The sequence below is a fragment of the Staphylococcus sp. FSL W8-0304 genome (assembly GCF_038006565.1).
GTDB classification, from domain to species: domain Bacteria; phylum Bacillota; class Bacilli; order Staphylococcales; family Staphylococcaceae; genus Staphylococcus; species Staphylococcus epidermidis.
Map to the genome: position 1 here is coordinate 2,005,558 of NZ_JBBOVL010000001.1, position 24,273 is coordinate 2,029,830.

At 29.2% G+C, this 24,273-nt stretch carries 28 protein-coding genes and 3 pseudogenes; 14 read left to right on the forward strand and 17 right to left on the reverse strand.

What is annotated here, in order from left to right:
- Positions 1-212 precede the first annotated feature (212 nt).
- From NST35_RS09500 to NST35_RS09510, 3 genes are all read left to right on the forward strand, one after another.
- Positions 213-959 (forward strand): poly-gamma-glutamate hydrolase family protein, encoded by a 747-nt coding sequence (locus tag NST35_RS09500; RefSeq protein ID WP_002438959.1) that lies wholly within the window; start codon positions 213-215, stop codon positions 957-959.
- A 98-nt stretch (positions 960-1,057) separates the two neighbouring features.
- The gene (locus NST35_RS09505; protein ID WP_001829635.1) at positions 1,058-1,342 is read left to right on the forward strand and encodes a hypothetical protein; all 285 of its coding nucleotides are present in this window, start codon (positions 1,058-1,060) and stop codon (positions 1,340-1,342) included.
- Between the two features lie 23 nt (positions 1,343-1,365).
- Positions 1,366-1,590, forward strand: coding sequence for a hypothetical protein (locus NST35_RS09510; RefSeq protein WP_001829613.1), 225 nt, complete (start codon positions 1,366-1,368; stop codon positions 1,588-1,590).
- A 620-nt stretch (positions 1,591-2,210) separates the two neighbouring features.
- On the opposite strand, the gene NST35_RS09515 is transcribed toward NST35_RS09510, so the two are convergent.
- Positions 2,211-2,411 carry a cold-shock protein gene (locus NST35_RS09515; protein WP_001829681.1) on the reverse strand — a complete coding sequence of 67 codons (201 nt, stop codon included), beginning with the start codon at positions 2,409-2,411 and terminating at the stop codon, positions 2,211-2,213.
- Between the two features lie 893 nt (positions 2,412-3,304).
- Between NST35_RS09515 and NST35_RS12535 the strand changes: the two genes are divergently transcribed.
- Positions 3,305-3,379, forward strand: coding sequence for an epsilon family phenol-soluble modulin (locus NST35_RS12535; RefSeq protein ID WP_095658922.1), 75 nt, complete (start codon positions 3,305-3,307; stop codon positions 3,377-3,379).
- 397 nt (positions 3,380-3,776) lie between these two features.
- On the opposite strand, the gene NST35_RS09520 is transcribed toward NST35_RS12535, so the two are convergent.
- The gene (locus tag NST35_RS09520) at positions 3,777-4,718 is read right to left on the reverse strand and encodes a cation diffusion facilitator family transporter (RefSeq protein WP_001829688.1); all 942 of its coding nucleotides are present in this window, start codon (positions 4,716-4,718) and stop codon (positions 3,777-3,779) included.
- Positions 4,719-5,004: 286 nt separating this feature from the next.
- Between NST35_RS09520 and NST35_RS09525 the strand changes: the two genes are divergently transcribed.
- From NST35_RS09525 to NST35_RS09535, 3 genes are all read left to right on the forward strand, one after another.
- On the forward strand, positions 5,005-5,508 hold the full coding sequence (locus tag NST35_RS09525) for a YagU family protein (protein WP_002438954.1): 504 nt from the start codon (positions 5,005-5,007) through the stop codon (positions 5,506-5,508).
- Positions 5,509-6,015: 507 nt separating this feature from the next.
- Positions 6,016-6,192: a hypothetical protein gene (locus NST35_RS09530; RefSeq protein ID WP_002438952.1), complete on the forward strand. Its 177-nt coding sequence runs from the start codon at positions 6,016-6,018 to the stop codon at positions 6,190-6,192.
- Positions 6,193-7,007: 815 nt separating this feature from the next.
- Complete coding sequence (locus NST35_RS09535) at positions 7,008-7,424, forward strand: hypothetical protein (RefSeq protein ID WP_002438949.1); 417 nt, start codon at positions 7,008-7,010, stop codon at positions 7,422-7,424.
- A 219-nt stretch (positions 7,425-7,643) separates the two neighbouring features.
- Here NST35_RS09535 and NST35_RS09540 read toward each other — a convergent pair whose 3' ends face one another.
- The gene (locus NST35_RS09540) at positions 7,644-7,988 is read right to left on the reverse strand and encodes a DUF4260 domain-containing protein (RefSeq protein ID WP_002438947.1); all 345 of its coding nucleotides are present in this window, start codon (positions 7,986-7,988) and stop codon (positions 7,644-7,646) included.
- 225 nt (positions 7,989-8,213) lie between these two features.
- On the opposite strand from NST35_RS09540, the gene NST35_RS09545 reads away from it, so the two are divergent.
- Entirely contained in the window at positions 8,214-9,521 is a 1,308-nt protein-coding gene (locus NST35_RS09545) for a TrkH family potassium uptake protein (protein ID WP_325990453.1), read from the forward strand.
- A gap of 416 nt (positions 9,522-9,937) precedes the next feature.
- Here the strand turns inward: NST35_RS09545 and NST35_RS09550 are convergent, their stop codons facing one another.
- Positions 9,938-10,675: an amidohydrolase family protein gene (locus NST35_RS09550; RefSeq protein WP_340747303.1), complete on the reverse strand. Its 738-nt coding sequence runs from the start codon at positions 10,673-10,675 to the stop codon at positions 9,938-9,940.
- Between the two features lie 484 nt (positions 10,676-11,159).
- Between NST35_RS09550 and NST35_RS09555 the strand changes: the two genes are divergently transcribed.
- Both NST35_RS09555 and NST35_RS09560 read left to right on the forward strand, forming a co-directional pair.
- The gene (locus tag NST35_RS09555) at positions 11,160-11,627 is read left to right on the forward strand and encodes a hypothetical protein (protein ID WP_002457238.1); all 468 of its coding nucleotides are present in this window, start codon (positions 11,160-11,162) and stop codon (positions 11,625-11,627) included.
- A gap of 11 nt (positions 11,628-11,638) precedes the next feature.
- The gene (locus tag NST35_RS09560) at positions 11,639-11,992 is read left to right on the forward strand and encodes a hypothetical protein (RefSeq protein ID WP_002457239.1); all 354 of its coding nucleotides are present in this window, start codon (positions 11,639-11,641) and stop codon (positions 11,990-11,992) included.
- Between the two features lie 98 nt (positions 11,993-12,090).
- Here NST35_RS09560 and NST35_RS09565 read toward each other — a convergent pair whose 3' ends face one another.
- The 5 genes from NST35_RS09565 to NST35_RS09585 all read right to left on the reverse strand — a co-directional run bounded on the left by NST35_RS09565 (position 12,091) and on the right by NST35_RS09585 (position 13,680).
- Positions 12,091-12,231 (reverse strand): hypothetical protein, encoded by a 141-nt coding sequence (locus NST35_RS09565; RefSeq protein WP_002457240.1) that lies wholly within the window; start codon positions 12,229-12,231, stop codon positions 12,091-12,093.
- A gap of 173 nt (positions 12,232-12,404) precedes the next feature.
- On the reverse strand, positions 12,405-12,467 hold the full coding sequence (locus NST35_RS09570) for a hypothetical protein (RefSeq protein ID WP_229378760.1): 63 nt from the start codon (positions 12,465-12,467) through the stop codon (positions 12,405-12,407).
- A gap of 170 nt (positions 12,468-12,637) precedes the next feature.
- Entirely contained in the window at positions 12,638-13,024 is a 387-nt protein-coding gene (locus tag NST35_RS09575; protein WP_002490761.1) for a DUF1433 domain-containing protein, read from the reverse strand.
- A complete protein-coding gene (locus tag NST35_RS09580) occupies positions 13,014-13,418 on the reverse strand; it encodes a DUF1433 domain-containing protein (protein WP_002457242.1) in 405 nt (134 codons plus the stop codon). The genes NST35_RS09575 and NST35_RS09580 overlap by 11 nt, the downstream gene beginning before the upstream one ends.
- Before the next feature lie 4 nt (positions 13,419-13,422).
- A complete protein-coding gene (locus NST35_RS09585) occupies positions 13,423-13,680 on the reverse strand; it encodes a hypothetical protein (protein ID WP_002490755.1) in 258 nt (85 codons plus the stop codon).
- Between the two features lie 101 nt (positions 13,681-13,781).
- On the opposite strand from NST35_RS09585, the gene NST35_RS09590 reads away from it, so the two are divergent.
- Positions 13,782-14,144, forward strand: coding sequence for a DUF1310 family protein (locus tag NST35_RS09590; RefSeq protein ID WP_002490716.1), 363 nt, complete (start codon positions 13,782-13,784; stop codon positions 14,142-14,144).
- Between the two features lie 268 nt (positions 14,145-14,412).
- Here the strand turns inward: NST35_RS09590 and NST35_RS09595 are convergent, their stop codons facing one another.
- Complete coding sequence (locus NST35_RS09595) at positions 14,413-14,712, reverse strand: hypothetical protein (protein WP_002457245.1); 300 nt, start codon at positions 14,710-14,712, stop codon at positions 14,413-14,415.
- A gap of 11 nt (positions 14,713-14,723) precedes the next feature.
- Positions 14,724-16,238: a hypothetical protein gene (locus tag NST35_RS09600; protein WP_002490745.1), complete on the reverse strand. Its 1,515-nt coding sequence runs from the start codon at positions 16,236-16,238 to the stop codon at positions 14,724-14,726.
- 39 nt (positions 16,239-16,277) lie between these two features.
- Between NST35_RS09600 and NST35_RS09605 the strand changes: the two genes are divergently transcribed.
- A complete protein-coding gene (locus NST35_RS09605; protein ID WP_002457247.1) occupies positions 16,278-16,706 on the forward strand; it encodes a DUF1433 domain-containing protein in 429 nt (142 codons plus the stop codon).
- 131 nt (positions 16,707-16,837) lie between these two features.
- On the opposite strand, the gene NST35_RS09610 is transcribed toward NST35_RS09605, so the two are convergent.
- Positions 16,838-17,080 carry a hypothetical protein gene (locus tag NST35_RS09610; protein ID WP_002490713.1) on the reverse strand — a complete coding sequence of 81 codons (243 nt, stop codon included), beginning with the start codon at positions 17,078-17,080 and terminating at the stop codon, positions 16,838-16,840.
- Positions 17,035-17,751, reverse strand: coding sequence for a hypothetical protein (locus tag NST35_RS09615; RefSeq protein WP_340747304.1), 717 nt, complete (start codon positions 17,749-17,751; stop codon positions 17,035-17,037). Before NST35_RS09615 ends, NST35_RS09610 begins: the two co-directional genes overlap by 46 nt.
- Before the next feature lie 260 nt (positions 17,752-18,011).
- On the opposite strand from NST35_RS09615, the gene NST35_RS09620 reads away from it, so the two are divergent.
- Entirely contained in the window at positions 18,012-18,449 is a 438-nt protein-coding gene (locus NST35_RS09620) for a DUF1433 domain-containing protein (RefSeq protein ID WP_002457249.1), read from the forward strand.
- Positions 18,450-18,508: 59 nt separating this feature from the next.
- Here NST35_RS09620 and NST35_RS09625 read toward each other — a convergent pair.
- The 3 genes and pseudogenes from NST35_RS09625 to NST35_RS09635 form a co-directional block, all read right to left on the reverse strand.
- A pseudogene (locus tag NST35_RS09625) lies at positions 18,509-18,781 on the reverse strand (terminase small subunit); the annotation flags it as partial.
- A 33-nt stretch (positions 18,782-18,814) separates the two neighbouring features.
- Positions 18,815-19,188, reverse strand: a pseudogene (locus NST35_RS09630) (DUF1433 domain-containing protein).
- Between the two features lie 771 nt (positions 19,189-19,959).
- Positions 19,960-21,159: an IS110 family transposase gene (locus tag NST35_RS09635; protein WP_340747316.1), complete on the reverse strand. Its 1,200-nt coding sequence runs from the start codon at positions 21,157-21,159 to the stop codon at positions 19,960-19,962.
- Positions 21,160-22,036: 877 nt separating this feature from the next.
- Here NST35_RS09635 and sel point away from each other — a divergent pair.
- A complete protein-coding gene (gene sel, locus NST35_RS09640; protein WP_002457254.1) occupies positions 22,037-22,759 on the forward strand; it encodes a staphylococcal enterotoxin type L in 723 nt (240 codons plus the stop codon).
- A 53-nt stretch (positions 22,760-22,812) separates the two neighbouring features.
- Here the strand turns inward: sel and NST35_RS09645 are convergent.
- A pseudogene (locus tag NST35_RS09645) lies at positions 22,813-24,235 on the reverse strand (IS1182 family transposase).
- Positions 24,236-24,273: the final 38 nt, after the last annotated feature.

Below are 24,273 nucleotides of genomic sequence, written 5' to 3' on the forward strand. Positions count from 1 at the left end.
TAATTCCTTTTGATTATAATCTTTCTTTTTGATGATTCATAAATTTTTTACTTTTATTATAAGAATTCTTTTCATTTATTAAATAGTATCTATTAAAATGGGTATAGAAAATATATAGTAAAAAGTTAGTATATAATAATTAAATGGAATTAAATTTATCACCTTATTAAATATTTAAGAACATTTATTGTTTATATAAAAAAGGAGTTACTATGAGAGACAAAGACAATCAACATTCGAGATTATATTATATTATTTTGACAATCGTTATTATCGCAATTTGCGTTGTTGTTGTAATACTTTTTAATACTTTAAAGACAAACCGTTCTCATTCTACCGATAGATACGCAGATTTTACTGAATTAAAAAAAGATACGATAAAAAATAAAGATTGGCGTATTAAAACAAAACACCGTAAAAATAAGGATATTTTAGTCACTGCAATTCACGGTGGAGGTATCGAACCAGGTACGACTGAAATTGCACGACGTATTTCCAATGTTGGAAAATATAATTTTTATACCTTTGAAGGTCTTCGAAAGTCTAATAACGATCAACTACATGTAACATCCACTCATTTTAACGAACCTATATTAGATAAGTTACTTAAAAACACTAAAGAAACATTATCTATACATGGATTCTCTGGAGATGACCCTATTGTTTATATCGGAGGTAAAGATAAAGAGATGTCTCACTCTATCACGAAAGAATTACGTAAAAAAGACTTTACTGTAAAAGAAAGTCCTAACAAAATCGATGCAAAGTCATCAGATAACATAGCTAATAAAAATGAATCTAACTCAGGTGTCCAATTAGAACTCACGACTGCATTGCGAAAACAGTTTTTCAAACATTATAAATTAGATCGACATACACGTAGTGATTCAGATAAATATACTAAAGATTTTTACAAATTTGCGAACGCAGTGCAAAAAGGTATCGAAAAGGTAAATTAAATTTTAAAATAAATATTGTAATACTTAAAAAAATCGCACTTACTTAAAATCTAATAAGTGGAATAATATTTATTTAACATAGTCGGAGGCAGATTTTGATGGAAAACCTTACAAAAGAACAAAAATATACAATAGCTAAATTTTATAAATTATATATGGAAAGATCTAATGCGGGGCAACCAGAAGAAGAAGCTAATCATTTTAAAGATTCTGTAACGGCACAAGATGATTATTTTTGTGATAGAAAATATGAAGATTTCATTCATAACTGTAAAGTCTTAATAAATGAAGGTTACTTAGATGGCGAGGTTGAAGATAACAAAATATATAATATTCAGGTTACAACAAAAGCTTTTACAGAAATTGAGCGTAGCTTTGGTTAAAAAGTACAAGTAAGGTGATGAATATGAAAGACTGGACAATTAACAATCATTCCAAACGACAATTGATTATTCAAAGTAATCATGATGATATTTCGATTATAGAACCATTGCGAAATGGTTCTTTTAAAATACTTGCTGAATTTAATGCGTTAAATACAGATTACATTCAAGTTTATGACCACACACTTGTTGTTTCTATACATGAGAAAGAGATTAGTGTGTTTGATCGATCTTCACAGTCAATTTAAAGTAAGTAACTATTTAATTTATAATTGTTTCAATTATTATTTAGAAGATTTTTAAAAAACACATCACTATAAAGCAATTTAGTTAGATATAAATATATTTTTGTGATAACCTATACATGTTACACTCTGTGAGTGTTTAACATTACTTCTTGTTATCGCCGTGCAGACTTTAATTTTCGTCATTATTAAAGTAACTGCATTGGCGTTTTTTTATTTCAAAAAGATTTTTTACTACAAATATAATAGAATTAACATTTGAAATATAGTAATCGTTATAAAACAAATACACTTTTTATTGTTATCTTTTATTTAATTTTATGAACTTATGGTATACATCAATAATCATCATAGATAAAATTGCTCTAAAACTAAACCAAAATAAAAGTATATTAATAAGTATACATCAACAATAAAAAAATAATTACACACAAGAAATTCTATAAAGTGCAACGTAGAAAGCTAAATTGAGAATTTTAATAGAGATGTTTTATAGAGATAATAAATTGGTATTCGAACTACCAGTTGAAAATCTGACTAAAGGGCTTAATATTAATTTAGTTATCAACAAAAAAGCCTAAGACAGTTATTTCTGTCCTAGACTTAATAAAGATATATAATTATTACATCTTAACAACGTTTGCAGCTTGCTCACCACGTTCACCTTCGACGATATCGAATTCAACGCTTTGGCCTTCTTCTAAAGATTTATATCCATCTTCAACGATTGCTGAGAAATGCACGAATACATCTCCGCCATTTTCTCTTTCGATGAAACCAAAACCTTTTTCTGCATTAAACCATTTAACTGTACCGTTATTCATATAGAATACCTCCACGTGCTTTTGCACTAAATATTTGTAACAAATCCATTAATTAAAAGAGAATATTCTATAAAAATAATTCCACAATCAACTTCACGTACTTTATTACTTAACCACTACTATACGCTTATTTTTGGAAAAGTAAAGGATTTTCTATATTTTATAAATTGTAGAGCTCTTAATAATGTCAAAAGCTATTTAAATAAGGCATTGTATAGATTAATAGTTTATTAAAACTAATAATCAAAATGAACTTTTCATAAAATCATAAATACATTTAACGATTAGGAACTATATTTTTTCTTACATTTATTTTTTTAACAGCGTGGCAATTAATATTTCTATCTACGCAAACTTAAACTTTTAACCAAATAAATCAAATACAATGTAACTGTAATCAATTGAATTGGAGGTGTATTTCATGTTTATTTTTGATTTATTAAATAAAGGTGTTCAATTTTTTAAAGATGTTTTTAAAACTGATGAAAAATAATCAAAACATTTAAGAGAACAATTAATACTTAAACCTTAAGCATTTTGTCGCACACGACTACATTACAAACACATTTATATCAATCTTTTTCAACTGTTAGACATAACGTATAGAATTTCACTTGAATATTCTACATGTTAAAAAGTTAGGGAAAGAAATAAAATTCTTCAAGAATTTTTTCTTTCCCTACTTTTAAAATATTAATCCTTACTAAACATATAATAATTATAAAATACATAAATTATATCATATTTTCTGCAACAGAAATGAATTCAAAGTTATTTTGTTTTCGAAATCATTTTACACTTAAGAATATTTTTTGATTACTTTAGAACTAGAAACCCAATTACTTTAGTTCAATACTATAATTTAGTTAACAAATACATAGGAGGTGAGTCACATGTTCATCATTAACTTAGTTAAAAAAGTTATCTCTTTTATCAAAGGTTTATTCGGTAATAACGAAAACGAATAATAATTAAACTATTCTCTACTCCGCCCCTCCTGTTAGAGGGGTTTTTTACGTCATTGATTGTACGACGTTGAACATAGCTCAATCAATACTATTCAAAATTCAACTGTGTAAAATGCACTCTTAAAAATGAAGTAGAACTATAGTCATAACGGCAGAATTATAAATAGTATTAGTGAAAGTATTTCTACAACGTTATCAACTTTCATCACAAAAAGACATAAAGATAAAACTGGGATAATAAAATTTAGTATCCATTAGCTATAACATAAATCTCATCAAACTTTATTTGGGAGTCCTTTTAATTCATTAAGATAAAGTTATATAATTAGAGTGTAAGTAACTTTTTCATATACATTATTTATGCAAAACAACTCATAATAAGTTAAATACTATTCCCCTATTCTTGAAGTTGTTTGAAATACTCCTCATCTAAATGATTGAGGTTTATATTTTCAATTTGAAGTGTTACATGTTCTAAACCGTATTGTGTTTTTAACAAATCCGAAACTTTATTTATTGTAGCATAAGGCGATTTAATGTAGTCATCACTTAGTACAACATGTGCACTTAAAGAACTTTGATTCGTTGTAACACTCCATAAATGGAATTCATGAATATCTATCACGCCTTCAACATCTTTCATTGCTCCCATAATTTCATCTGTATCATATCGATCCGGCACACGCTCCATCAGAACTTTTGAAGCATTTTTAATAATTTTGTATCCTCCTCTTAAAATAATCAATGAAATGAGAATACTAATAATTGGGTCAACAATGTTCCATCCAGTAAAATGAATCAACACAAACGCCACAATAATACCTAAAGAATTTAATAAATCACCAATAAAATGCCATAATGCACTTTGAATATTAATATTATTCTCTTTTTTTAGAGAAATCATTAAAATGATGGTCAATACGATATTGGCAATTAAACCAATAAACGCAATTAGAATCATAATGCCACTTTCAACAGGTCTAGGGTGTATAATTCTCATGATACCCTCATACATAATTCCTAGTGAAATAACAATAAGTGCTAAGCCATTGAGAAAAGCTACGATAATTTCCAAGCGTAAAAAACCATATGTATAGTTCTTTGTAGGTGGCTTGCTCGAGAAATAAATCGCTACCATTGATAAACCTAATGCTAGAACATCACTTAGCATGTGAAATGAGTCAGAGAGTAACGCGAGTGAATTCGACACAATACCTCCTACGAACTCAACTACAGTGAATATCATAGTAATAACTAAAGATAACCATAATGTAATTTTTGAGCTACTTTGAAACTTTCTATGTTCAATGTGGTGAAAATAATCAGGTTTATTTTCCATGTCTTTCCTCCATCTTTTTACGTCTGTTTAATTTTAAAGTTATTATACCCTTAATCCCATTTAAATAACTTAAATGAGTATTCGTTTGTAACTTCTCTAACTTTTTATAACTCAATTTTTTTAATATGTCATAAAACTAACATATCCTGTAAATTAAAGCTCATATTATTTAAACATTTAAAGAACATAAAAGTAATATAATTAGGTTGAATTATATTAAAGTTTCTCTTTTTAACAACGCTAATGGTGTTTAAATATATAGGAGGAACATAAGGAGACATGCAGAATGAAGCATCAAAAAAATCAGAGCAGGTTTAAACTACTAATAGCTGGCATAATAGCAGGACTTTTATCTGGTGTAGTCAAACTAGGTTGGGAGGTAATGTTCCCACCCCGAACACCTAGTAGAGATGCCACTAACCCACCTCAACAACTCTTACAATTACTAGGAATACCGTCAAATATTACCCATCTCACATACAATTTTTCTGAGCATGCATTACCTTGGATAAGTTTTATCGTACACTATAGTTTTTCTATCGCTATTGCAATAATCTATATTTATATCGCAAAGAAATATACAAAAATCACACTAGGTTATGGTGCTTTATTTGGTATAGTTATTTGGATTGTTTTTCATTTAATCTTAATGCCAATTATGCATGTCGTACCGAATGCTTTTGATCAACCATTTTCAGAACACCTATCAGAATTTTTTGGACACATTGTTTGGATGATGGTTATAGAAATGGTCAGAAGGTATTTCTATAATATTCAATTAAATAAATAATCAATGAGAAACAAAGTTCCAAAAGAATTGCATTTTTGCATTCATTTGGAACTATTTTATTTCCTAACGTTATAAACAATATAGTATAGATACTTTTATGATTTTAAATTTCCCTTATTACATACACCAATAAACAATCAAACTATTTTTTAAATTACTTTGATAAATCATATGTTAATGACAACATTTTATATTCTCTATAATATAGTAGCAATTAGTACTAATATTGTCGGTTATAAATTTAAATTGTATACTGTATTTATATAAGAATTAATAAATGGAATACGTTTGCTATTGTCGGTTCGATGTTCAAATTAATAGTTATATAAATTTAATATTGGGAAAAATTACTAATGAAAGTTAAAGCATTAGTTGTTTTTCTTATCAATATCACTATTCTTAACGGCATGTGGTCTAAACTCTAAATAAAACACAAAAAATATTGAAAAGAGGAGTCAAATTAAAAACAAGGCATCTCAACTAGAAGAATTGCAATGAATAAGTTCATTGAACATTAATACAGTGACTTATGATTCTGAAAACTCTCAAAATACAATTCAAACTCAAGAACAAGCTATTGATGAAAGTAATAATTCTAAAGATACTCAATATAATCAAAATTCAAATACAACTTCAACAATTCGCAATAACAACCTAACTACAATCCAAATAACAAATATTTGAACATGTCAAATCAAGAATGGAGAAATAAAACAAGGAATAGACTATCATCTAGTGAGATGCAAATTCGTGACGAAATTCTCAATGATAATTATGAAGAGATAACGCACAGAAAGTTCTAGATGCAAATAATTATTCTAAAAATCAGTATAAAAATTGAAAATTTACAATTTAGTTCAACTAAATAGAAAGAGGTTTATATGTTATACGTAATTATAGGCTTTTTTATAATAGGAATCGGACTATATATTTTTAGTTTCTTTTTAGCACAAAATCAAGGATTATCTTATAAAAGTCATTGCAGAAATTTTTCTGCAGTTTTTATATCACTCGGTGTATTATGCTTAATGGGATATCTCGTTCATTATGTATCTAAACACTATTTAGGCATATAGTTATCTCTAGCAATTACACTTACCAACAATCGTAAATTTTTTAATTGAGCGAAAAAATAAGAGCTAACGTTTTATGTATAGACGGATAAAATCTATCATTTAATGTATAGCTTTTTTTCATTTAGTCATCTTAACATACACGTTATTATTTATTACTAATGTAGTCACGTCACTATATATGCCTTACCTTTAATACCCAACTTTTAAGGATTAAAGATATAACCATAATGAATCACTCATAACTACATTTATTAGAATAATCGTATTGAAAATATCACTAAAGATACTTCAACAGTACCTCCTAGAAATAGACTAAAATTAGCCGTTAATACTATCCGACTTCATTTGTTTTATCGTCCTTGACATTAACGTTACGTAATAGATTAAAGTTAATCTTACCAATCCAATAAAGGAGGATTAACTATGGAATTATATAGTATGCCTATGTTTAATAAATTTTTAGTTAACGACATAGATAAATCATCGGAATGGTATCAAGAGAATTTAGGTTTTAAAAGTATTTTTAAATTTAAAAATGAACAAAATCAAATTTTAATGGAGCATTTACGATTAGCAAAATATCAAGATTTGATGTTAATTTCTGGCAAACAGTTTGAAGTCGGTAATGCAGTTTATACAAATATACTTGTACCAAATATTCGAATTTTAAAACAACGAATACCTTCTCAATATATCGTGGAAGATCTTGAAGAAAAACCATGGAATTCTATTGAAATGACAATTAAAGATTTAGATAATCATTTAATTACGCTTACACAAAGTAACATAAAAAATGAAGAATTTAATGCTTTGATGCAACATACTTCAAAAACATTTTAAACTATTAAGATAAATCCCCTAGACAATAATTATTATTTAGGGGATTTTATTTATTAACAGTCCTTAATTAAATTAAAAGTATAATAATATCACACTCTTTATTTCTAATTTAATGAAGTAATTCAACAAATTTAATGATCACTATCCATTACTGGATTATATTAGATTTGTTAATACCATTGATTTGTATAACTTGAAATATCTATTCAGAAACTACGATTACATCTTTTGTATTATCGTTTTATCAGTATCTGATGAATATTTGAGTCCGAAACCTAAAGTTCTATCCATACTAATATGAGCTAACCATATTAAAGCAATCTGTAATAGTAACCTTTCATCAATGTATAAATATAATAGCGCGATAATTATAGGTGTGATATACGTGTGTCCAATATTGTAAACATAACTCCCTGTTTTTCTATTAATCACATATCCTAACATAAATATATCTGGAACTAATAGTAAAAGTAAAAACAGCCATATAGAAAATTCTAATTTAACATAAACGGCGATTGTGATTATGAATATAAATGTATTTTCCAACTTAATTACACTACGCATATTAACCCCCTACTTTACTTTGAAGTATTTTAATTTAATAGTTACTACTACAATTTTAATAATTATCTCTTATTAAGGCTAAGCATCTTTTTAAAGCTGATATAGTGGTTATACTCATTGTGAATAGTAAATATTTAAAAAGTTTAACAAGTTATTACACTTTAAAATTCACTTATGATATTATCATCTTTGTTATATAACTCATATAAAGAATGGTGGAAATTTATGAGCAAAGTAAATAAACCTTTATATTTCTATCTTATGTTATTTCTGTTGACAACTTTAATTGGTGCTTTTCTACTCTATTTGCCCTATACAGGGAAGAAACCTATTAACTTTATTGACGCATTGTTTGTAGCTTCTAGCGCATTCACAGTAACAGGTCTATCACCAGTTGATGTTGGAACACAATTTAATATTTTTGGAGAAATCATTATCTTATTACTTATACAAATTGGTGGATTAGGTATTGTTACAGTAGCAATGCTAACTCTCATCTTTTTAAATAAGAAAATATCAATTAACAATAGAATTTTATTTATGATTACTTGGAATATTGACGAACCCGGTGGTGTAATTAAACTTATTAAACATCTAGCCATATACAGCATCGCCACTGAATTATTTGGTACACTTAGTCTATGTTTATCGTTTATTCCAAAATTTGGCATAGGTAAAGGTCTATTTTTAAGTCTATTCACTTCAGTTTCCGCATTTAACAACGCAGGATTCGCCCTTTTTAAAAACAACTTAATCGACTTTTCAAATGATCCGGTAATCATTATCACTATTCCAATACTTATCATTTTGGGAGGCTTGGGTCATTTAGTTGTGGTTGATTTGTGGAACGCCAAAAGTTTTAGAAAATTATCCCTACACTCTAAACTCGTGTTAACTACCACTGGTTTATTAATTTTGATAGGCACAGTTTTCTTCTTTTTACTAGAAAATCAAAACTCTATGTTACACATGGGATTAATTGAAAAAATAGGAAATGCATTTTTCCAATCGGTGACAACAAGGACTGCAGGATTTAACACAATTGACGTTGGAAACATTAAAACACCGACAGCTTTATTACTTATGGCTCTCATGTTTATTGGAGGTGCACCATTGAGTGCTGCAGGTGGTATAAAAGTTACAACTTTTGTTGTTGCAACAATCGCTATTTTTAATACAATACGCAAAGAAAAAAACAACGCTATATTTAATCGAGAAATATCAGAAAGATACATACAGTTGTCTTTCGTAACTATTCTCATTTCTATTGCATTTATCGGTATGGTTACGTTTATACTTACCATAATCAATTCCAATATACCTTTAATCAAAATACTCTTCGAAGTCGTATCAGCATTCGGTACAGTCGGTCTCACTATGGATTTAACTTCCGAATACTATAATTGGACTGAGTTTATTATTATTATCGTAATGTTATGTGGTAAAATTGGATTACTGAATATTAGTAGAGCGCTTGTTCCACCTAAAGACCCTAAAAACTATAGATATACAAAAGGACATATTCACTTATAATGAGTTCCAATTACTGTAGAGTTAATATTCAAGGGTTAAAAAATATGTACATAATTTCTAAGTTATTTAAAGCGTAATTGAAAGGATTTTAAGTTCTAAAATTTTAACTGTGAAAGGATATAGAAGCGCATTTGTTAAGTATAAACCTACAAAAGCGCTTCTTTTTTATTATATAAAGAAGCCAGTAAATGAATTTATAAAAACTCATTTACTGGCTATTTTGCTAGGAATTATGTCCCAGCCTCTGTATAGTGGAGACGGCGGGAATTCATTAAACCGTTTATCTATTGATATGATAATCGCTATAAGTATTGTCATATCAACGTTTACATTGACTAATCAGTTGTGTGTAAAATGGTAAAATTGAAAAAACAAAAGTAATTTGGGGCAAAGAATAGCAATAATTTTACATCAACTTAAATTTCTTTTATCCTATACCACTTCGTTGCATTTTTATAAAATATATTCTCACACTCTTCGTTAGTGAAATTATTTTCTATAATTTGAATATCATTCTCGTTAAACCTGTATGGTGCTCTGGTCGATGGTAAATCTGTACCAAACATTAGTGCTTCTGGATTAATATTATATATAGATCTCAAAGTATGGGGAATATCTAAATCAGTCCTGCTAAAGCCAGTAGCCTTTACTTTCACACCTTGTTCAACTAAATCAAGCATATGTGGTAATCCCTCTTTTGACAGCCCTAAGTGATCTATTGAAACTGCAGGTAACTTTTTAATAGTTGTTTTAATATCAGACAATTTCTTCGAATCAATATATAATTCTGTATGCCAGCCAACAACTTCATTTACTCTTTTTGCAAAATATTCAAGCTTTGATAAGTCTTCTGAACCACCACGTTTTACATTGAACCTCAAGCCAGAAACACCTTGATTATTTAAAAAAATCAATTCATCATCAGTAACAGAATGAGGCAATTGTGTTACTCCTACATAATTACCATTTAATTTATTTAATGTATCAATTAAGTATGACTGGTCAAAACCTTGAAAAGATCCTGAAACAATAGCGCCACCTATAATATTTAAAGAATTAACTTCGCTTTTATATTCAAGTGGAATATAACCGTTATTTTCATTTATTTGATATTCATAATCTATTATATGTAAATGAGCATCAAATTTTTTCATTTTTCTTCTCCTTTTTTAGAGTTACTTAATTAAAACTCTATCATATTAATAGAAAAAAAAATTATTTAATATACAAATAAAAATCTAAATGTTGTTTACACCTTACTTCATCCACTTCTAAAACTCTGCAAAATGTTGCTTAAATTGATGTTTGTAGGAATATTACAGAGCGTTTATCAATCACTTAAAACACATAGTTACACAAGAATAAAACTCGATGCAACACAGTACGTTTCTCAGCGTAAAAAACGCCACAATTAAGTGGTGTTATCTATCTTGCTGTAAATGATCAATTAGAATTTTAGGGCACTTCTTTTTAAAATGACATACTCTCTCATTTAATGGTAGTGTTTTTTACATTAGACTACTAGGCATAGAACATAGACACTTACAAATTATTAAACTTTTTATGTTTGCTTAGTCTTATACTTATATTGCAAAGTTTTGTTTTTGCAAATTCACTATTAAAGGAGATCACTGTATAATGAAAATCACAAAAACTGTTGGATCACTAGTCTTAAGTGCTGTTTTATTAACATGTGTTTCACCTTTAGCAAGTGCAGAAGAACAAGTTCAAACGCAAAATAGCAATGTTCAACAACCTCTAGATAACAAGACAAATCAACAAACTAATGAAAACAAAAAAGATGTACAAACCTATGTAGGTGGGACATATCTTACTAAAAAAGCTATTAAGGGTATATTAAATAATAAAGGTAAATTAGTAGGTGTAGTTAAAACTTTTACTGGCAATCAAAAAGCAACAAATGCTGTTTCAAAAAATTTCGACGCAATTGATGCAGAACTACGACCTTTGTTAAAATTATCTAAAGTCCCAGCTAACTCAGTTGCTGATGCAGTGTATAGAGGATTAGTAGAAGCTGGCGTTAAAAAAGGCCTCGCTGGTCAAGTTAAAGTTGCAGTAAAAGAAGGTATTAAATTACTTGTTTAGGAGTGAAAATAATGTTTGAAAATAAAGATGATATAAGGTTACTATATCAAGCAGTTTCAGAACTAGCTGAAATCGTAGGACATCATCCTTACAATACAAAATCAATAAGTCTTTTATGTTTAGATTTAGGTATCACTCTAGATGAATTTGAAAAAGTATTTATGGCATTTATAAGGTTGTCTAATAACAAAAGTACTGATGATATGAACATTGAAGAATTTAAATCTATATTAATTGAAAATGTGGGTAAATATGACGAAATAACAGACTCTCAAACTTTAAGATTTATAGAAGGCTACGCTAGAAATTATATACCTGAATTATTACCATATGCAGAAAAGTTATATCTTGATTTAAGAGTATAAAAATAAGTGCTTAGCATTGATTTGCTAGGCTCTTTTAATTTTAACCCTCTAATAGAACATCATTTATAATTTTAGTTCTATTAGGATACTTTTTTCGTTTATTTCTCAGCATCTTCTATTTTCTTACGTGCGATTGATTCAGAGCGTTGTGCTTGTCCCACTTGTGATTGGAGTTGAGCATTTTGTTCATCTCGTTGTTTAAGTTGTTTCTTTAACTCTCGCAATTCTCGAACAGTCATCTCGTCTGGTGTTTTAGTTTCTCAATTTGACGTTATGTGTTCTTTGGTGCGTTCTGGTTCGGGGAGAGTTGTAATAAGATATAAAGCACTTGAACCTAAATTGTGGTACGTATCAGAATTTGGTAATTCTGATGAAACCTTCATAAATCTGTTATCAGTATTCCAATCTAAATTTAAATTTTTAACCACTTGCTAAATTCTCCATGTGCTAAATCATTTTCTTTAACATGTTTCAATCTGCGACCTATTTCAAATATCGATTGACCAGCAATGTTGTTCGTATTTCATGCAGTTATATTTACACTTTAAACATAGGTTACACAAGAATAAAACTCGATGCATCACAATACGTTTCTCAGCGTAGAAAACACCACTATGAGAAGTGGTGTAATCAATTTTTATTCGTTCAATTTTTAGATTGTTCTTTTTTGATTACTGAAACAGATTTTTCTTTAGACTTCATCATTGACTCCAATTCTGAACTTGTTGATAACACATCTTCAAATTGATAGTTATCAAATTGTCCTATGTGTGCAGTGAAAATTTTACCTTTATCGTTGTTTATGTAACCTATTATTGCATATCCATCCATTGGATTCTTCTTAATTTCTGTGAATTTAATAGCTTTGAAGTCTTTTACGTTATACTTCATATAAAGAGTAATTCTTTCTTTTTGTTTATCATAGTATTTCTCTTCTTGTTCTTTTTGTTTGTCATTCTTCATTTTTAAATAACCACTTGAACCTATAATTACAATTACTAGTATTAATAAAACTAGAGTTTTAATTTTCATTTTCTTTATTTTTCTCTTCTTTTTTTATTTCTGAAACTGTTTTAGGATTTTTAATAATTATTTTATCAAATTCTTCAGTACTTGAGTAATCTCCTTCAAATTGATTTTTTTCATCTAAATAAGCAGACGCAGTAAAGCTTAATTTTTTATTATTATTAATATAACCTTTAATTGCGTAACCTCCCATTGGATCTCTTTCGCAACTTGTAAAATCAATACTTTTGAAATCTTTAACATTATATTTCATATATAATGTTATCCTTTCTTTTTGTTCATCATAGTATTGTTGCTCTTTTTCTTTTTGTTTGTCATTCTTCATTTTTAAATAGACGCCTCCTATAATTAATACTATACTAATTAATACAATGAATATTAAAATTATTTTTTTATTCAAACAATCATTCCTTTGAAGTGAAATAACATACAATCTTCATACTAAGAGGGCCTGTACCAGCGTAACCCATCACAATATTATTCGTGTCTGGCTTTCCATTAACAACTGGTGCAAATGCATAAGATCTTAAACCATTTTGGGTATCATCTCGTTTTTCCATAATTTCAAAAGTCTTACCATCATGTTTTACTGTATCTCCAATTTCATAATTTTCATAACTTTCTTCTGACAGGTTTCTAAAGTCTTGATCAGTATGTACCATAATTTGCTCCTTACTATTTTTGAAAAGAGGGTACTTGTATGAATAAAAAAATTGTATTCCTATTTGTATGTATAATAACATTAATCTTAGGGGGATTGTATATGTATAATAAAAACACAGAAAAACACTATATTGATACTCAAAAAAAAAGGATAGATCTTTTTTTTCAAAATAATTTAAGGAATTACGAAAATTCTTCAATTGATTCAATACAAAAAACTCCAATGGGAAGCATTGAATTAAAAGGACACATCAATAATAAAAAAAATTTATATTTTAACGTAAAGCTAAATAAAGAAACAAATTATCAATTTAATGGAGATTTAGGCCAGTCTAAGGATTTGACTGAAAAATATATAAAAACCTTTTCTGATAAACAGAAAACTCCTTCCGAATTAATTAAAGAGAAAAAACTTAATAAAAAAGACTACGAAGCAGATCCACCTCTAATTTTGGGGTTTTAACATCAGAAAAGCACTAACTACTCAAGCTAATGAATAGTTAGTGCTTTTAAATTTCATTATTAGTTCTCCAACGATACATCATTAACAAATACCGGTCTGCTTGGATGTTCGTCTGCTACTTTATTTACCTCATTGTCTAATTCTTCATCTTCCTCATTCCACTCACCTATATTAATGAAAATTGGTGTGTCCGTAGCTTATTTATGTTATTGACCTCTATTTAATGTAAAAACACCCACCAACACTTCTGCTGATGGGTGGGCTTTGCTTAATATACTTCAAATGAGTCGACTAAGAATTCAAAATCTGTATTCATATCAATATTCTTACTTTTTAATTTCGTTACATTTGTTTGTGCAGCTTCACTTGCTTCGCCCTCAAATACTTCATCTAATTCTTGCCCTGCACTGTTGATGACTTCAATGATTTGTTGAATGTCGTTTTTACGTGTTTCTACATCTGATTTGGCTTGCTCTACCATACTTTCTGTTTCTGATCGCATAGCTTGTTTTAATTGTTCCAGTCTCGCCAATTCTCTTTGTTTCTTTTCTGCATCTTTCGAACTCATCTATGTCACCCCTAACTAAATAGTCCAAATACATCGCTTTCCTCTAAATCTTTTTCTTCAAATTTATCTGCTGCATATTCTAGTTTTTCTGCAAATTGTAGTAACGCTTTTTTATTTTGATGTATATCTTGCGTTACTTGTTCCATTAAATGATTATCATAAAATTCTAAGTTCCCTACAGACCCTCCTTGTGCTAGGGCTTCCATATACTCGGCCAAATCATTCGGACTTATAAATTTATGGGAACCACTCAACAATTCAGATTCATATTTGTCTAGGATGCGTTGGGAGCTTTTCTTTGTCTCCCTTTCATATTCCTCAATGGTTCTTAGTACATCATCATATTTATGTATTCGATCACGTAGATTACTTACAATAGCACGTACAGCTTCCGGTTGTATCTTTATCTTCTTGCCCGAACCTCCAGAGCCACCATGTCCTTTTTTGGCAGAAGCATCTGAATCCCCTTTAACACTTTTCGATGATTTACTAGTAGATTTAGAGCCTTTTTTCGCTTTTGATGCTTTATCAGCTTTAGCTTTTTTATTAAGTTTTTTGATAAAAGCACTTATCGTATCATCAAGTCCTGTTAGATCTTTATCAGTAGTGAATATATTGAATTGATTAAACATCTTCTTCGCTTTTTTATATGCAGCCAACTCACCTTTTGACATTTCTTTTGCATTGCCCTTTTTATCAAAACTATCATAAGTTCCTATAAAATGTTGTCCTACAAAAGGTAACGATGTTAAAAATCCATCATACTTGGGTGCTGTAATTATGTTAGAACCTATTCTTGGCTTAAAAAAATCCAAACTATTAACGATGTCGTCTTCATGACCTACATTTTTGATTTTCCCATTATACTTTCCTTCATCAATTTGCTTCTTGATATCACCAGAAAATGCACCATAAGGGTTCGGAGCAGCATAGGTTGTCGTACTATCAAAGTTAAACTTCACAGCATTATATTGTGCTAGATAGCCTCCTAAACTATGTGCCCCACTATGAAATTTACTATTAGGATATTTATCTTTCACAGCTTGGGTGAAGGCTGCACTTTCATCTATTTGGCTCGGAGCACCTTTTGTATAGATATCATTAGGAACATTTGAATGCGTTACTTTTTTAATAATTGTTTCGCCAATCGTATCCATTGTATTTAGTACATCATTGTCGTCAGTCGGCTTGTTGTATTTTTCAGTTATAGTAATATTTTTTAGATCTTTATAACGTTCATCAATTTTTAAATCATCTGTGTTATTATGGTAAGGAAGAGATAAGTTTGTTTTCCAATCCTTCATACTAAGAGGGTCTGTACCAGCGTAACCCATAACAATATTACTTGTATCAGGTTTTCCATTAACAATTGGTGCATAAGCATAAGCCTTTAAACCATTTCTTGTGTCCTCTCTTTTTTCAAGGACTTTAAATTTACTCGCTGGCGTAGTTATTACACTATTCACATTGTGGTCGTTGTAACTTTCGGCAGAAAGTTTTCTTTTTGTTTCATCTGTTATTTTCATGCATCTCACCATTCTGTATAAATATTTGTGGAGGCAATTATGTTTAAAAAAAATATAATGTTAATTACATCTATAATTATAGTATCACTTATAATTGGAGGCTTCTATATGTTACATGAAAATAAACGCAATTATTACTTAGATATTCAAAAAAAGCGAATCGATTTATTTTTCAATGAAAACGTAAATCATTATAAACACTTTACGATTGTAAAAACCGAAAAAAACCCAATGGGAGATTATTTAATTAAAGGGTATGTAAATAATAATAAGGAATTATATTTTACAGCTACTATGAATGAAACAAGTGATTACCAATTTGATAATCAAATGAGTATGTCAGAAAATTTATCAAATATGTTCAAAACACAAAATGATCTTGATAAATTCCCTAGCCAAATCATCAAAGAAAAAAAATTAAATGAAAAAGACTACGAAGCAGATCCACCTCTAATTTGGGGCTTTTAATATCAGAAAAGCACTAATTACTCAACCTAATGAATAGTTAGTGCTTTTAAATTTCATTATTAGTCCTCCAACGATACATCATCATATTTATGTATTCGATCACGTAGATTACTTACAATAGCATGTACAGCTTACGTTTGTATCTTTATCTTTTTGCCCGAACCACCAGAGCCACCATTTCCTTTTTTGGCAGAAGCATCCGAATCCGCTTTAACACTTTTCGATGATTTACTTGTAGATTTAGAGCCTTTTTTCGTTTTGGACGCTTTATCAGCTTTAGCTTTTTTATTAAGTTTTTTAATAAAAGCACTTTTCGTATCATCAAGCCCTACTGGGTCTTTATCAGTATTAAATATATTGAATTGATTAAACATCTTCTTCGCTTTTTTATATGCAGCCAATTCACCTTTTGACATTTCTTTTGCATTACCTTTTTTTCAAAACTATCATAAGTGCCTACAAAATGTTGTCCTACAAAAGGTAACGATGTTAAAAATCCATCATACTTGGGTGCTGTAATTATGTTAGAACCTATTCTAGGTTTAAAAAAATCCAAACTATTAACGATGTCGTCTTCATGCCCTACATTTTTGATTTTCCCATTATACTTTCCTTCATCAATTTGCTTCTTGATATCACCAGAAAATGCACCATAAGGGTTAGGCGCAGCATAGGTTGTCGTACTATCAAAGTTAAACTTCACAGCATTATATTGTGCTAGATAGCCTCCTAAACTATGTGCCCCACTATGAAAATTACTATTAGGGTATTTATCTTTCACAGCTTGGGTGAAGGCTACACTTTCATCTGTTTGGCTCGGAGTACCTTTTGTATAGATATCATTAGGAACATTTGAATGCGTTACTTTTTTAATAATTGTTTCGCCAATCGTATCCATTGTATTTAGTACATCATTGTCGTCAGTTGGCTTGTTGTATTTTTCAGTTATAGTAGTATTTTTTAGATCTTTATAACGTTCATCAATTTTCAAATTAGTTGTGTTATTATGAAAGGGAAGATTTGCATTGGTTTTCCAGTCTTTCATACTGGTAAGTTCTGTACCAGCATAGCCCATATAAATGTGACTAGTCTACTTTACCATTCACAACTGGTGCAAATGCATAGGTTTTCAAGCCGTTTTGTGTATCATCGCGTTTTTCAATGACCTTAAAATTCTGACCATTCAAGTCATATTCATGACCCTTTTCAAATTGTTATAAGACTCATCAGCAACTTTAAATGACAATTCATCAGAAAATTTCATAATAAAATACTCCTTAATATTTCAAAAGTAAAAGGTGGACAATGAAAGCAAAAATTATAATTCTTATATTCATTATTATATTGATATTAACATTTATTGGATTAGGAGGGTATACTTTGAACAAAAATAAAAAAGAGACTTACATTACGACACAAGAAAAGCGTATAGATTTATACTTCAAACATAATCTAAAAAATTATCAAACTATGAAAATTAACAATTTCAAAAAGAGTCCTATGAAAGGATACTTTATCGATGGTTATATTAATGATGATAAAACTTTAGAGTTTGAGGCCTATATATCAAGTGCAGATAATCATCAGTTTACTGGAGACGTAGGATATGACACAGACGGCGTAGGTAAACTTTTTAAAGAAAAAAATGCTAAAGATAAATTAACACCAAATGATATTATAAAAAAAGAAAACCTTAATAAAAAAGACTATAAAGTAGACCCACCTCTAATTTGGGGATTTTAACATCAGAAAAGCACTAACTACTCAACCTAATGAATAGTTAGTGCTTTTAAATTTCATTATTAGTCCTCCAACGATACATCATCAACAAATACCGGTCTGGTTGGATGTTCGTCTGCTACTTTATTTACCTCATTGTCTAATTCTTCATCTTCCTCATTCCATTCACCTATATTAATAAATATAGGCACGTCTCCTAAAATTTCTTGCTTATCAGTAAATAACTTATGGTATTTCCCCAACATATCACGAGCTTTTAAACGGTCACTTGGCTTAATTGGTACATCAACGGTTTCTACATGTTCATTATATACAATGTTCATGCGTCCAGTTTCTCAGCGTAAGAGTCTCTGTAAAAGTATCACTAATTAATTATCTTTCTTTTTATCTTCTTTATTAGATTGTTCTTTTTTTATTTCAGACACTGATTTAGGATTTTCTGGCATATTTTTAGCTATATAGCCACTATAAGTTGAAAGATATTCAAATTGATAATCATCTTCAGACCACATATGTGCTGAAAAAGTATTAGTCTTGTCATTATTTATAAAACCTGTAATAACAAATCCATCTAAAGAATTTTCTTTATGTTCCTCAAACTTTATTTCTTTATAATCTTTAACATTATACTTCATATAAATTATTATGCTTTCTTTTTGTTTTTCATCATGTTTCATTTTAAATAGCCCCCTCCAGATATTAATATTATACTAATAAATATAATAATCATTTTTCTATTCAATATAACCAATCCTTTGAGGTGAAATAACGGACAATCTTCATACTAAAAACAACACATATCACGAACTAGTTAGTAGTGTTTATAATATACATCCATCAGATAAAAAGATAGCAATTGAACCCAAAAATGGAACTCAACAAATTTTTAAAATTCAAGCTTCGCGGGTGGATAAAGTTAACGACTTTCAAGCAATAGCAGTATATCCAAAAAGACAGTAAAGGAAATGTAGATAATTAAACTGGATGTTTTGTTTATGCTTGAACAGATCGATATGAATCTGCTGATATTACCACTGATATATATTTAGGTACCAATGATATTGAAATTGAAACTAATCCAGATAAAATTTTAAATGCAGCTATTTACAGAGACACTACCTTAAAAGAAATTAACCCGAATACAGTTGGAAATAATAAATGGCTGAAAATGGTTGATCAAAATAATGCAAAAGAAGCTGATCAATTTAACGAATCTTATCTTCGGCCTCAGTCAGTTTTGAATAACTTGATGGAACAGGACAAGCTGAAGACTACAGGCTGAAGCTGTCCCCTAAAAAATCGAGCCAACAACACGAAGTATTGTAAATAAAGAAGCCAGTAAATGAATTTATAAAAAACTCATTTACTGGCTATTTTGCTAGGAATTATGTCCCAGCCTCTCGTTTCCTACGATTAGTCAAGTACTTATAATTAAAATAAGCATTACTTAACTAAACCGTTCATTTTAATTTTTTTGAATAAGGTGTTAAACTGTATTTGATTGTACGTTTGGCTAATGTGGTGACATTTGATAATCGTACAATTTATGATTCATTACCAGATAATGAATCGTCTTTAATAATCGATTTATACAAGCAATGATGGCAGTCTTATGAGATTTCTCATTAGGCTGCTTTCTTAGTTTGTAGTAATAATCGACGACATGATTGTCATAATGATGCTGCCCTCTTATTATATTCATAATCACCCAAAATAAAAGTTTTCTCGCTTTTTTATTACCACGCTTGTTGATGGTATCTCTACAGTGTGTATGACCTGATTGATATCGTTTGATATCAATGCCAACAAAAGCATTGAGTTGTTTATTTGATTTAAATCGCTTAATATCACCAATCTCCCCAATAATCATAGCTGTGCTTAGCTTACCAATACCAGGTATCGAATGAATATTTTCAAAATAATCGAGTTGTTGTGCTAATTGAATCATGGCATCATCTAATTGTTTGAGATGATGAATAGATTGTTTTAATTGTTGAATAAGTAAGCGTAATTTTTCGACTAGAAAGGAATGTCTATCGACATTAGGATAGCTTTCTTGAGCAATCACTCTTAATTGAAGTGCATATTTTGTAGCTTTATCCATTGACATTCCCTTATTTGTAGAATTGAATATATGTGTAATAAGTACATCCTTGTCGATATCAAGCACCATGTCTGGATGAGTAAAGATTTCTGCGATGTTGAGTGCAATGATTGAATATCGACTACTAAATAATCTTTCTAAACCAGGGAATGTTTGATGGAGTAATTCGAGAATCTGAAATTTAAGTCGATTTTGTTCATTTTCGATTTCTAGATGAAAACGGACGCGTTCTCTTAATTCAAAGAATATTAACTCATGTATAGGTAAGCTGTCTGTTTGTTTGAGCGTCGGTTCTAAACAAGCAAGCTTATGAGCATCTGCCTGATCAGTTTTCCAAGATCTTAGAGCGCTCGTTTTAAATTTGGCTTCTAACGGATTCATTTGAATATAGTTAATTTGATTTACACAACAAAATCGTTCCATACCTCTTGAATAGATACCTGTAGATTCAAAAATGAGTTGTGGGTGGTCTAAGTCATTCAAATACTTGAGTAAAAAATTGTAGCCATTTTTATTATTTTGGATGAAAAACGCTTTTTGGAATTTACCATTTTTATAATGTGCAACTACACTACGCCTTTTACTAATATCAACGCCTAAGTAATCGATAAAAAAAAACTCCTTTGAATAGTTGAGAAGCTAAAAACTTTACTTAACCTTTCTCATTTCATTTTCCTATACACGGTTTCAGGAACCCAACATACTACAAACGAATTTCAAAAGGCGAGAGTAAAGCTGACTTGTTTTTTATACGGATTTAAAATCCAAGAGTCTGGACAGTCTACTCCTCTCTATAACTATAAAAAATAGCTATGAAAAAATCTATCGTCATAGATTTCTTCATAGCTAATCTTAGTATGTTTTTTATGTGCTGTGCACTTTTTGTGCACCCAAAAACAAAAAGCCCACAACCACATGGGTTGCAGGCTACATAATGGAGACGGCGGGAGTTCATTAAACCGTTTACCATTACTTTTAAAAATCGTTATAACTATTGTCGTATCAACGTTTACATTGTCTATCAAGTTGTGTGTAAAATGTTAAAATTGAAAAAATAAGATAGATTTGTGGCAACGAGTAGGTTTGATTATACTACTGCTCACACTCTTACCCTTTATTTCAAAATTACGCTCTTTTTCTATTTACAAAAACACAAAAACAACCCCTTAAGCCTATAGCTAAGGGATTCCTTGATTTTATAATTCTATTCCCACTCGATGAAATAAGTGTTTTTCGTTAGTTTATATTAATTTATAATAATTGATATTACAGTGTTTTAACAACTATATACTTCTCATAAATTCACATCACTTCATAATTAACGTATTCAATTACGTATTCACTGCCTGCAACATGTGGGATAATACATATTTTTCATGAAATCTTCCTTTATAATCTTTTGTATTTTTTATGAATTTTTTAAAATTTATTATTCAACTTTTATTTATAATGTTATTATAAATAAAATGAAAAGGAAGTGTCTAATATGAAAAAAAGATTATTATTTGTAATTGTTATTTCTTTATTTATTTTTTCTTCTAATCATACAGCCTTATCTAACGGCGATGTAGGTCCAGGAAACCTAAGAAATTTTTATACTAAATATGAATATGTGAATTTAAAGAATGTTAAAGACAAAAATTCACCAGAATCACACCGCTTAGAATACTCGTATAAAAATGATACATTGTATGCTGAATTTGACAATGAATATATAACTAGTGATCTAAAGGGAAAAAATGTCGATGTTTTTGGTATAAGCTATAAAGATGGTTCTAACTCTCGTACTATATATGGTGGTGTTACTAAAGCAGAAAACAATAAATTAGATTCGTCAAGAATAATACCTATAAATTTAAATATCAATGGCAAGCATCAAACAGTTACAACTAAAAGTGTTTCTACAGATAAAAAAATGGTTACTGCACAAGAAATAGATGTCAAACTAAGAAAATACTTGCAAGATGAATTTAATATTTATGGACACAATGATACTGGTAAAGGTAAAGAATACGGCACTTCTTCAAAATTTTATAGTGGTTTTGATAAGGGGAGTGTAGTATTCCATATGAATGATGGTTCTAATTTCTCGTATGATTTATTTTACACAGGATACGGTCTTCCAGAAAGCTTCTTAAAAATTTACAAAGATAATAAAACTGTTGATTCAACACAATTTCATCTAGATGTCGAAATTTCAAAAAAATGATTCCAATTATTATAGTTAAGATTCACTGTAAATAGAGGCTGAGACATAAAGTTCTAGGATAAGTAGATAAAGACAATTTCTATTGAAATAATATAGAAATTGTCTTTTTTATATTTTTTTTGATTATTTTCAGCTCGTTGAGCTGTTACTTTTCTTATATTAAGTGCCATCAGCACAAATCCTAGTTCTCTTTTGACTTTATTTATCCCTCGAACGGACATTCGAGTGAAACCCAAAATAGCCTTCATAAATCCAAAAACAGGCTCCACATCAATTTTTCTTTGACTGTAGATGGTTTTTGTTTTTGGTTCTAAAAGCTTTTTATTAATTTGGGCTTTAAAATATTCCCAATTATAATTCTTCATTATTTTTTTATTTGTTTTTGAACATTCCATAAGTTATGAGTGGCGTTCGATTAAAATTATCTATAATTGCCATATAATTGGCTTCGCTACCATAACCTGCATCAGCTACAATATATTCAGGTAAATGACCGTAGGTCTCTTGAATTGAATTTAAAAAAGGTATCAGTGTTCTTGTATCAGTCGGATTTTGATACACATCATAAAATAAAACGAATTGAGAATTTGTCGCTATTTGTAAATTATACCCTGGCTTAAGTTGCCCATTTTTCATATGATCTTCTTTCATTCTCATAAATGTGGCATCATAGTCTGTTTTAGAATAACTATTTCTATCCTTTAAAATAGATTTTTGAACTTCGTATTTATGCTTTCGCTCAGAGTAATCATTAATTTGTTTTTTGTATTTTTTAATTTTAGTTCTTTTGAGTCGTATTTGTTTTCTTGTTTTAGTACATTTTTCATTATCGATATGTTGGTTTAAATCTTAGATTTCTTTATCTAAATGACTACCAATCAAATCTATTTCTTCTTTTGTTAAGTTATTATCGTGATCTTTTTTAATCTCAGGTATGATTTTATTTGTCACCAATTCATGATAGAGTGCTTTAGAATCTTCATTCATCCTTGACTCATGGTTTTGAATACTCTTTTTCCATACAAATGTATATCGATTGGCATTTGCCTCAACTTTCGTACCATCAATAAAAATGGCCTGATTATCTATAAGATTTTGTTTCAAACACTGACTATGAAATTGAATAAATAATGATTCTAATAAAGCATCTACTTTGGGATTTACTCTAAATCGATTGATTGTTTTATAAGAAGGTTTTTGATTTTGTGATAGCCACATCATTCGAATACTATCATTGAGTAATTTTTCTATCTTACGTCCTGAAAACACAGATTGTGTATAGGCATATAGAACTACTTTTAACATCATTTTTGGGTGGTATGATGTTGCACCTCGATGATGTCTGAATTCATCGAATTCAGTCTCGGGAATTGTTTCTACAATATCATTTACATGTCGTGAAATATCATTTGTGGGGATAAGAACTGAAGTTTCCATTGGTAGAGTAAGTTGAGTCATGTTATAATCTTTATACATAAGGCACCTCGTTAATTTAGTTTATTGGTATTTATTAA

Coding starts and splice junctions, on each gene's coding strand:
- NST35_RS09500 (WP_002438959.1), top strand. CDS start 213: ATGAGAGACAAAGACAATCAACATTCGAGATTATATTATATTATTTTG.
- NST35_RS09505 (WP_001829635.1), top strand. CDS start 1,058: ATGGAAAACCTTACAAAAGAACAAAAATATACAATAGCTAAATTTTAT.
- NST35_RS09510 (WP_001829613.1), top strand. CDS start 1,366: ATGAAAGACTGGACAATTAACAATCATTCCAAACGACAATTGATTATT.
- NST35_RS09515 (WP_001829681.1), bottom strand. CDS start 2,411: ATGAATAACGGTACAGTTAAATGGTTTAATGCAGAAAAAGGTTTTGGT.
- NST35_RS09520 (WP_001829688.1), bottom strand. CDS start 4,718: ATGGAAAATAAACCTGATTATTTTCACCACATTGAACATAGAAAGTTT.
- NST35_RS09525 (WP_002438954.1), top strand. CDS start 5,005: ATGAAGCATCAAAAAAATCAGAGCAGGTTTAAACTACTAATAGCTGGC.
- NST35_RS09535 (WP_002438949.1), top strand. CDS start 7,008: ATGGAATTATATAGTATGCCTATGTTTAATAAATTTTTAGTTAACGAC.
- NST35_RS09540 (WP_002438947.1), bottom strand. CDS start 7,988: ATGCGTAGTGTAATTAAGTTGGAAAATACATTTATATTCATAATCACA.
- NST35_RS09545 (WP_325990453.1), top strand. CDS start 8,214: ATGAGCAAAGTAAATAAACCTTTATATTTCTATCTTATGTTATTTCTG.
- NST35_RS09550 (WP_340747303.1), bottom strand. CDS start 10,675: ATGAAAAAATTTGATGCTCATTTACATATAATAGATTATGAATATCAA.
- NST35_RS09555 (WP_002457238.1), top strand. CDS start 11,160: ATGAAAATCACAAAAACTGTTGGATCACTAGTCTTAAGTGCTGTTTTA.
- NST35_RS09560 (WP_002457239.1), top strand. CDS start 11,639: ATGTTTGAAAATAAAGATGATATAAGGTTACTATATCAAGCAGTTTCA.
- NST35_RS09565 (WP_002457240.1), bottom strand. CDS start 12,231: ATGACTGTTCGAGAATTGCGAGAGTTAAAGAAACAACTTAAACAACGA.
- NST35_RS09575 (WP_002490761.1), bottom strand. CDS start 13,024: ATGAAAATTAAAACTCTAGTTTTATTAATACTAGTAATTGTAATTATA.
- NST35_RS09585 (WP_002490755.1), bottom strand. CDS start 13,680: ATGGTACATACTGATCAAGACTTTAGAAACCTGTCAGAAGAAAGTTAT.
- NST35_RS09590 (WP_002490716.1), top strand. CDS start 13,782: ATGTATAATAAAAACACAGAAAAACACTATATTGATACTCAAAAAAAA.
- NST35_RS09595 (WP_002457245.1), bottom strand. CDS start 14,712: ATGAGTTCGAAAGATGCAGAAAAGAAACAAAGAGAATTGGCGAGACTG.
- NST35_RS09600 (WP_002490745.1), bottom strand. CDS start 16,238: ATGAAAATAACAGATGAAACAAAAAGAAAACTTTCTGCCGAAAGTTAC.
- NST35_RS09605 (WP_002457247.1), top strand. CDS start 16,278: ATGTTTAAAAAAAATATAATGTTAATTACATCTATAATTATAGTATCA.
- NST35_RS09610 (WP_002490713.1), bottom strand. CDS start 17,080: ATGTTTAATCAATTCAATATATTTAATACTGATAAAGACCCAGTAGGG.
- NST35_RS09615 (WP_340747304.1), bottom strand. CDS start 17,751: ATGAAAGACTGGAAAACCAATGCAAATCTTCCCTTTCATAATAACACA.
- NST35_RS09620 (WP_002457249.1), top strand. CDS start 18,012: ATGAAAGCAAAAATTATAATTCTTATATTCATTATTATATTGATATTA.
- sel (WP_002457254.1), top strand. CDS start 22,037: ATGAAAAAAAGATTATTATTTGTAATTGTTATTTCTTTATTTATTTTT.